General features: G+C 67.7%; 5 protein-coding genes. 1 reads left to right on the forward strand and 4 read right to left on the reverse strand.

Annotated features, from left to right (window positions below; translation table 11 throughout):
• Positions 1–2,058: phosphate acetyltransferase (pta, locus tag GKQ77_RS22610; RefSeq protein WP_219690763.1), on the reverse strand; the 2,058-nt coding region annotated here is incomplete at its 3' end.
• Positions 2,059–2,342: 284 nt separating this feature from the next.
• Here pta and GKQ77_RS22615 point away from each other — a divergent pair.
• Positions 2,343–3,368, forward strand: a complete 1,026-nt coding sequence (locus GKQ77_RS22615; protein WP_219690764.1) for an ATP-dependent 6-phosphofructokinase — start codon at positions 2,343–2,345, stop codon at positions 3,366–3,368.
• Positions 3,369–3,419: 51 nt separating this feature from the next.
• On the opposite strand, the gene GKQ77_RS22620 is transcribed toward GKQ77_RS22615, so the two are convergent.
• The 3 genes from GKQ77_RS22620 to GKQ77_RS22630 form a co-directional block, all read right to left on the reverse strand.
• Entirely contained in the window at positions 3,420–4,139 is a 720-nt protein-coding gene (locus GKQ77_RS22620) for a helix-turn-helix domain-containing protein (protein WP_219690765.1), read from the reverse strand.
• 129 nt (positions 4,140–4,268) lie between these two features.
• Entirely contained in the window at positions 4,269–4,688 is a 420-nt protein-coding gene (locus GKQ77_RS22625; protein ID WP_219690766.1) for a hypothetical protein, read from the reverse strand.
• Complete coding sequence (locus GKQ77_RS22630) at positions 4,688–7,816, reverse strand: RHS repeat-associated core domain-containing protein (RefSeq protein WP_219690767.1); 3,129 nt, start codon at positions 7,814–7,816, stop codon at positions 4,688–4,690. Before GKQ77_RS22630 ends, GKQ77_RS22625 begins: the two co-directional genes overlap by 1 nt.
• Positions 7,817–7,849: the final 33 nt, after the last annotated feature.

The raw sequence follows: 7,849 nt of genomic DNA on the forward strand, positions 1-7,849 counted from the left end.
GGACTGGATCGCCGTGATGGCGACGGTGTTGACGATGTCCTGGACGAGCGCGCCCCGGGACAGGTCGTTGACCGGCTTGCGCAGGCCCTGGAGGACCGGGCCGACGGCGATCGCGCCGGCCGAGCGCTGCACGGCCTTGTAGGTGTTGTTGCCGGTGTTGAGGTCCGGGAAGATCAGCACGCTGGCCTGGCCCGCGACCTCGGAGTCGGGCAGCTTGGTGGCCGCGACGGAGGGCTCCACGGCGGCGTCGTACTGGATCGGGCCCTCGATCCTCAGGTCCGGCCGGCTCGCCCGCACCTTCTCCGTGGCCTCGCGCACCTTGTCGACGTCGGCGCCCGAACCGGACGTGCCGGTGGAGTACGAGAGCATCGCGATCCGCGGGTCGACGCCGAACTGCGCGGCGGTCGCCGCGGCCTGCACGGCGATGTCCGCGAGCTGCTCGGCGTTCGGGTCCGGGTTCACCGCGCAGTCGCCGTAGACCAGGACCTTGTCGGCGAGGCACATGAAGAAGACGGACGACACGATCGAGGCGTCCGGCTTGGTCTTGATGATCTCGAAGGCGGGCCGGATGGTCGCGGCCGTGGAGTGCACGGAGCCCGACACCATGCCGTCGGCCAGGCCCTCCTGGACCATCAGCGTGCCGAAGTAGTTCACGTCCGCCACCACGTCGTACGCCAGCTCGACGGTGACGCCCTTGTGGGCGCGCAGCTCCGCGTACTTCCCGGCGAAACGATCCCGCAGCTCGGAGGTCTGCGGGTCGATCAGCTCGGAGTCGGCGAGGTCCACGCCGAGGTCGGCGGCCTTCTTGCGGATCTGCTCCACGGGCCCCAGCAGCGTCAGGTCGCACACGCCCCGGCGCAGCAGGACGTCGGCGGCGCGCAGCACGCGCTCCTCGGTGCCCTCGGGCAGCACGACGCGGCGGCGGTCGGCGCGGGCCCGCTCAAGGAGCTTGTGCTCGAACATCATCGGCGTGACGCGGTCGCTGCTCGGCGCCGAGACGCGGCCGAGCAGGCCCGCGGTGTCGACGTACCGCTCGAAGAGGCCGAGGGCGGTCTCCGCCTTGCGGGGCGTCGCCGCGTTCAGCTTCCCCTCCAGGGCGAAGAGCTCGGCCGCCGTGGGGAAGGAGCCGCCGGAGACCGCGACGACCGGGGTGCCGGGCGCGAGGCGGTCGGCGAGGGTGAGGATCTCCGGGCCCGGCTGTTCGTTCAGGGTCAGCAGGACGCCCGCGATGGGCGGCGTGCCGGCGCTGTGCGCGGCGAGCGAGCCCACCACCAGGTCGGCGCGGTCGCCGGGGGTGACGACCAGGCAGCCCGGGGTCAGGGCGTTCAGGAAGTTCGGCAGCATGGCGCCGCCGAAGACGAAGTCCAGGGCGTCGCGGGCGAGCCCCGAGTCGTCGCCGAGCAGGACCCGGCCGCCGAGGGCGTGGGTGATCTGCGCGACGGTCGGCGCGGAGAGCGCGGCCTCGTCCGGCAGGACGTAGCAGGGCACGGGCAGGCTCGCCCGCAGCCGCTCGTGTATCTCGTCGCGGTCGGCCGGTGCCACCCGGTTGGTGACCATGGCGAGGACGTCGCAGCCGAGCGAGTCGTACGCGCGGTAGGCGTTGCGCGTCTCGGCGCGCACCGACTCGGCGGTCTGGTTCTTGCCGCCGACCACGGGGATCACGGAGGCGCCGAACTCATTGGCGAGGCGAGCGTTGAGCGACAGCTCGTCGGGGAGCTGGGTGTCCGCGAAGTCCGTGCCGAGTACGAGGACCACCTCGTACTCCCCGGCGACCCGGTGGAAGCGGTCGACGATCCGCGAGACCAGCTCGTCGGTGCCCTGCTCGGCCTGGAGCGCGGACGCCTCGTGGTAGTCCATGCCGTACACCGACGCGGCGTCCTGCGAGAGGCGGTAGCGGGCCCGCAGCAGGTCGAAGAGGCGGTCGGACCCGTCGTGGACGAGCGGCCTGAAGACGCCGACCCGGTCGACCTGGCGGGTCAGGAGTTCCATGACTCCCAGCTCGACGACCTGGCGGCCGTCGCCGCGATCGATCCCGGTCACGTACACGCTGCGCGTCACGCGTGCTCTCCCCTTCTTCGCTGCCTGGTGCCTGCCGGCCGTGCTGCCGGCCGTGCTGCCGGGCCGGACAAATGACCCGATATCGCGGCTGTGCCCTCTTGACAATACCTCTGCGGCTGGCTAGGTCGCCCGCCGGACGTAAGGCCCGGCGGGCCTGGTACCAAGGTCCCTTCCCGCCTCTCGCACAGCCATCCGTCGGACATGCGTGAGCGGCGACCCCCTTCCGGCCGTGGAACAATCGGACCGGCTCACAAGTACCAGCAGCGAGCAGGAGACACAGCGCGATGCGTATCGGAATTCTCACCGCGGGCGGCGACTGCCCCGGCCTCAACGCAGTGATCCGGTCGGTCGTGCACCGCGCCGTGACGCATCACGGTGACGAGGTGATCGGCTTCGAGGACGGCTACGCGGGCCTGCTCGACGGGCGCTACCGCCCCCTCGACCTGAACGCGGTCAGCGGCATCCTGGCCCGTGGCGGCACCATCCTCGGCTCCTCACGACTGGAGCGCGACCGCTTCCGCGCGGCCTGCGACGACGCCAAGGAGCTGATCGAGAAGAGCGGCTTCGACGCGCTCATCCCGATCGGCGGCGAGGGCACCCTGACGGCGGCGGGCATGCTGGCCGACGCGGGCGTGCCGGTCGTCGGCGTCCCGAAGACGATCGACAACGACATCTCCTCCACGGACCGCACCTTCGGCTTCGACACGGCGGTGGGCGTGGCCACGGAGGCCATGGACCGCCTGAAGACGACCGCGGAGTCCCACCAGCGCGTGATGGTCGTCGAGGTCATGGGCCGCCACGCGGGCTGGATCGCCCTGGAGTCCGGCATGGCCGGCGGCGCCCACGGTATCTGCCTGCCCGAGCGTCCGTTCGACCCCGCCGATCTGGTGGCGCTGGTCGAGGAGCGGTTCGCGCGCGGCAAGAAGTTCGCGGTGATCTGCGTGGCCGAGGGCGCGCACCCGCTGGACGGCACGATGAACTACGGCAAGGGCGCGATCGACCAGTTCGGCCACGAGCGCTTCCAGGGCATCGGTACCGCACTGGCGTACGAGCTTGAGGCCCGCCTCGGCAAGGAGGCCAAGCCGGTCATTCTCGGCCACGTCCAGCGCGGCGGCACCCCCACCGCGTACGACCGCGTCCTCGCGACCCGCTTCGGCTGGCACGCGGTGGAGGCGGTGCACCGCGGGGAGTACGGCAAGATGACGGCGCTGCGGGGCACGGACATCCAGATGGTGCCGCTGGCGGAGGCGGTCACGGAGCTGAAGACGGTGCCGAAGGATCGGATGGACGAGGCGGAGTCGGTCTTCTAGGGCCGGGCACCAGCCTCTGGGGGACCTGCCTCTCACCCCCGGGGCTTGGCCCTAGGAGGCTTGGCCCCCGCCGCGGACGAGTGGCCAGAAATGGTCGAGGATCCGCTCCAGATAGTCCCGCCCGGCCTCGCCGGACGCGTCCGAGCCGGCGCCGCCGCCCCAACTGAGCGTGCGCGCCATCCGCGACTGGTAGTCGTCGTGCATCTGGCGCAGTACGTCCTCGATGTGCCGCCGCTCCACGGCCAGCAGCTTGGCGACGGGCCGCACGTACCCCTGCCAGCGGGTCGTGACGGCGCTGCGCAGCAGCTCGGCCAGCGGCTCGGAGCGCCCGGTGACGGTCGCGAAGTCGGGCAGGGAGAGGCCGAGGGCGCGGGAGAGGGCGGCGGACTGCCGCTCGTTGCCGCGCCAGTTGCCGGTCTCCTCCATGCGCAGATACGCCTGGATCTCGACGCCGGCCTGCCGGGCGATGTCCTCGGGGGCGAGCCCCCGGGCGACCCGGTGCTCCCGCAGGGTCCGGGCGGCGCCCATCAGCTCCCCGGGCGAACACCACAGCGTCGCCGCCAGCGCGGTCAGCTCGGCGGAGGTGGGCGCGGCGAGCCCGCGCTCCCAGGCGGCGACGGTGTCGGCGGTGATGTACGTGAGCCCGAAACTGGCCCGCATCCCGTACGCGACATGTCCATGTGCCATCCCCAGCGCCTCACGCAGGCGCCGGGCGGCGGGGAAGTTGAAGGGGGGTGTGGGCTGGCTCGGGTGGCTCGATTGCACGGGCACACGGTAGGCGCCCGTGGGGGTGGCGACTACGGTGCGTTCCTACGAGGTTGCGGATTGGTGGGAAGGTACGGGCCGTTCCCTGCGGGCCGTTCTGGGCATGTCGCTGGGGCATCGAGCCGGACAGCATTCTCAGAGCTGCCCCGGCCACCGGACGGAGTACCCGGTAGCCCGGGTGAACTCGATATCGACCTGAGGAACCTCCACACCGAATTCGGCGCCGACCCATGCCATCATGGCCAGCCCGGCGGCCTCCGGTTGGTAGTCGGTCGGCAGGTAGTCGAGTTCTTGCACGTGGATGCTGATCGTGCCGCTGTCGGAAGCGGCGAGGACGGGCTCGGCCATGAGGCGCAAACCCAGCATCAGGAACCTGACGTCTTCACCGTCGGCGAATTTATCCAGCACGCGAAGATGGAGCCGGTCGAAGACGACATGGTCCGCTGCATCGGGCTGATCTGAATGATCAACATAGGCCGTAAGGTTCACCAGCATGCCCCACGGGCCCATGAATTTGCGGTATGTGACGGTCCTGGGCTTCATCTTGTCTCGCATCAGTCGAACTTGAGGAGGTGCATGACGGACTTGTCGAAGAAATGTTCACTGCCGAGGTTAGTCGGTCGCGTGATGTACTGATAGCCGTGGTCCGTTTTTCCGGTGTCGGACATGAGGCTGTATCTGTCGATAAAGGCGTCCGCCTCATCGTCGGTCATCTTTGATATATCGGCCTTGCGCAGCTTGGCGAACTCTGCTTCCGGAATGGTGAAACGCACCATCTCCAGTTCATCCGTGCGCTTCGACTTGATGGCGAAGTACCGCTCTGCGTCGCTCCGCGAAGCCCACGAGTAGACGCCCTCTCCGAAGTGGGCCCGGTGCATGGATGAAGGCCAGGGCTCTCCGCCGCCTCGGAGTCGGGCTGCGTCCGCGGGTGACTGCACGGTGAAGAACTCCCGGCAAGGCGCAAGGCCCAGAGGATCGGAAAGGACGTGCGGGTTGTGGACGAAAGTGACGGGGTTGGGCGCGGGGGCGAGTCCGAGTGGATCGAGCGTCAAGTACCGCGCCGTCTCGGGGTCGTAGTAACGGAAGAAGTTGTAATGCAACTCGGACTCGGGGTCGAAGTACTGCCCGGGGTGCCGAAGTGGCGTGTAGGCCGTCGCGTTTGAGTTCCACGTGGTCAGGCCCCAGATGGTCCGTTTCGCGCGCCAGGCGATCCCACCGTTCTCGTCGACCAACTCGGTCGGCGTCCCCACCAGGTCACTGATGATCGTGAAGAACCTCTGGTCCACCTCGTCCTGAGGGGCGTTGAGAACGGTGCGGGTCTCGGTCTGAGCGACCGGGCGAAGGCCGACGTGATCCCACGTCAGAGTGATCTGAGTGCCTGACTGCGGCGATGCGGTCGCCTGCTCGCAGAGGGTCGTGCCCTGCCAGGTGAAGACCGTGGATTCGGCTATGTGTCCGCCGTCGGTGAGACGTTCCTTGGCGATTCTTCGGCCGAGCGCGTCATACCGGTAGCGCCATTCCGTCCCGTCCGGTGTGATGGCGCGAGTCAGCCGATCTTCGGCATCCCAGGTGTAGTGCCAGGTATCGGGAGAGCGCGACATCCGCTTCTTCTGTCGAAGCGTGATCCGCCCGGCTCGGTCGTACTCGTACCTGACCCGTCCTGCCTGGGAGATCGCGGTGCCCTCATAGGTCCGCGCCCCGACCGCCTCTTGGCCGGCATGGCGGACCGGCCAATCCGCTGCCAGCAGGTTCCCCGCGTCGTCGTAGGCGTAGCGTTCGGACCAGTTCTCGGCGTCGGCCGTCAGGATCCGACCCATGCTGTCGTGATCGAACCGGATGAGTCCGTTCAGCTGGTCGTCGATGGAGGTTGGGTAACCGTCGGACCGGTAGGTGTAGGAACGCCGTTGGACGATGCGGCCCTGGGGCGCGTTGACTCTCTGGTCGGTCAGCCGCCCGAGCACGTCGTACGTGGTGTTCACCGTGACGGACGCGTCAGTGGTACGAGAAATCTCTCTGCCCTGAGGATCATGCGTGAATGCCATAGTGCGGGCAGATGAGGTCAAGGTTGTGCGATTTCCGACGGCGTCGTAAGACCATTCTCCTACGGCTCCGGAAGGGGTCACACGGCGCGTGTGCCGCCCCATCGCGTCATATTCGTATGTGATCGTGCGGCCGTTGATTGTTTCGGCTACGAGTGCGCCCTTGCTGTCTCGTCGCAGATGAACTGAGGAGTGCGAATTCGACGCCTCCGTGAGGTTCCCCATGGCATCGTAGGAGTAGGTGCTGACATCGCCTTCCGCCTCCTTGCGTACGATCTGGCCGAGTGCGTTGCGCTCGTATCGGATCTGCTGGCCCGATGGGTTCGTGCGAGACCTGAGACTGCCTGCCGCGTCGTGGTCGTATGTGACCTCACGTCCGTCGAAGTCGAATTCCGAGGTCAGGCGCCCCGCCCGATCGTACTGATACCTCCAGGTGCGGCCCATCGGGTCGCGGACTTCCCTCAGACGGAGTGCTGAGTCGTACGAGAACTCGTGCCGTATTCCGCCGGGTTCCAGGCGTGCGACCAAGACGTCGAAGTGTGAGTACTCGTAGCGTGTGATGGCACCAGTGGGGTCCACGTGTTCGAGGCAGTTGCCCTCGCCGTCGTACGACCACGTCTCCACCGAGCCGTCCGGCGCGACCCGGCGGCTCATGCGTCCCTCAACGGTCCAACCCTGCTCGGTCCTTCTGCCCAGTGCGTCGGTACTGACCACTGGCCGGCCGAAACCGTCGTAGTCGTAGGTGATGCTGTTCCCGAGCGGGTCGACAACCTCGACGGGCAGGCCAGCGGCATCGCTGCGTACACGGGTGGTCGCGCCGACCGAGTCGGTGACGGACGTCGGCCCACCGGACTCGTCGAACGTATATCGCGTCTCGGAACCTGCCGGGTCGGTGACCTTCAGGCAGTTCCCCTTGGCATCGTATTCTCGAACCCATGAATTCCCGTCAGGCAAAGTGATCCTGATAGGTAGAGATAGTTCGTTGTACGTCAGCTCGATCGCGGCGGCGTCTTGACGCCGCACGCGTAGAGGCTGCCCGTACTCATTGTTCACGAAGTGCGTGGTATTTCCCAGCGCGTCCGTCCGGGATGCCACATGGTGATTCCCGTCGTAGGTTGTGCTGTTTCTGTTCCCCAGCGGGTCGATTTCGCACACGACCAGACAGCTGTCATTCGTCACATAGCGCGCCTCGGCCCCGTCCGCATCTATGACGGTAGTGATGCGATGGCCGGGAAACTCGGGGCTGGTGCCGTCATACGAGAACGTGTGCGCGAGGTGCCCGGACTCTCCACTTTGGCTCACGCATCGGTCTTGGGTGTCGTAGGCGTAGCTGTACAGGCTTTGATTGGTGTCCAGCCAAGACGTGATGCGCCTGTCCTGGTCGTAGGTGAAAGTAAGTGAGCGGCCGGAGGAGTTGGTGACGGTGGTGAGGTTGCCGTCGGTGTAGCCGTAGCGCTTGATAACGGTGTCCGAGCCGTTCTCGCCCGCGCTTACGAGGCTGAGTGCGGTGACGCGGTTGTCCTCGACGGTCAGTTCCAGGTGGTAGCCGCCGGAATGACGGATCGCGGCGGGGGTGCCGTCGGTTTCGTAGCCGAAGTCGATGGTGTTGTGGTTGCGGTCGGATATCCGGGTGAGCAGGGCCACGCCGTCGTCAGGGGCGGGCGGGGTGAAGTGACG

Source organism: Streptomyces anatolicus (assembly GCF_019400875.1).
Classification (GTDB): Bacteria; Actinomycetota; Actinomycetes; order Streptomycetales; family Streptomycetaceae; genus Streptomyces; species Streptomyces anatolicus.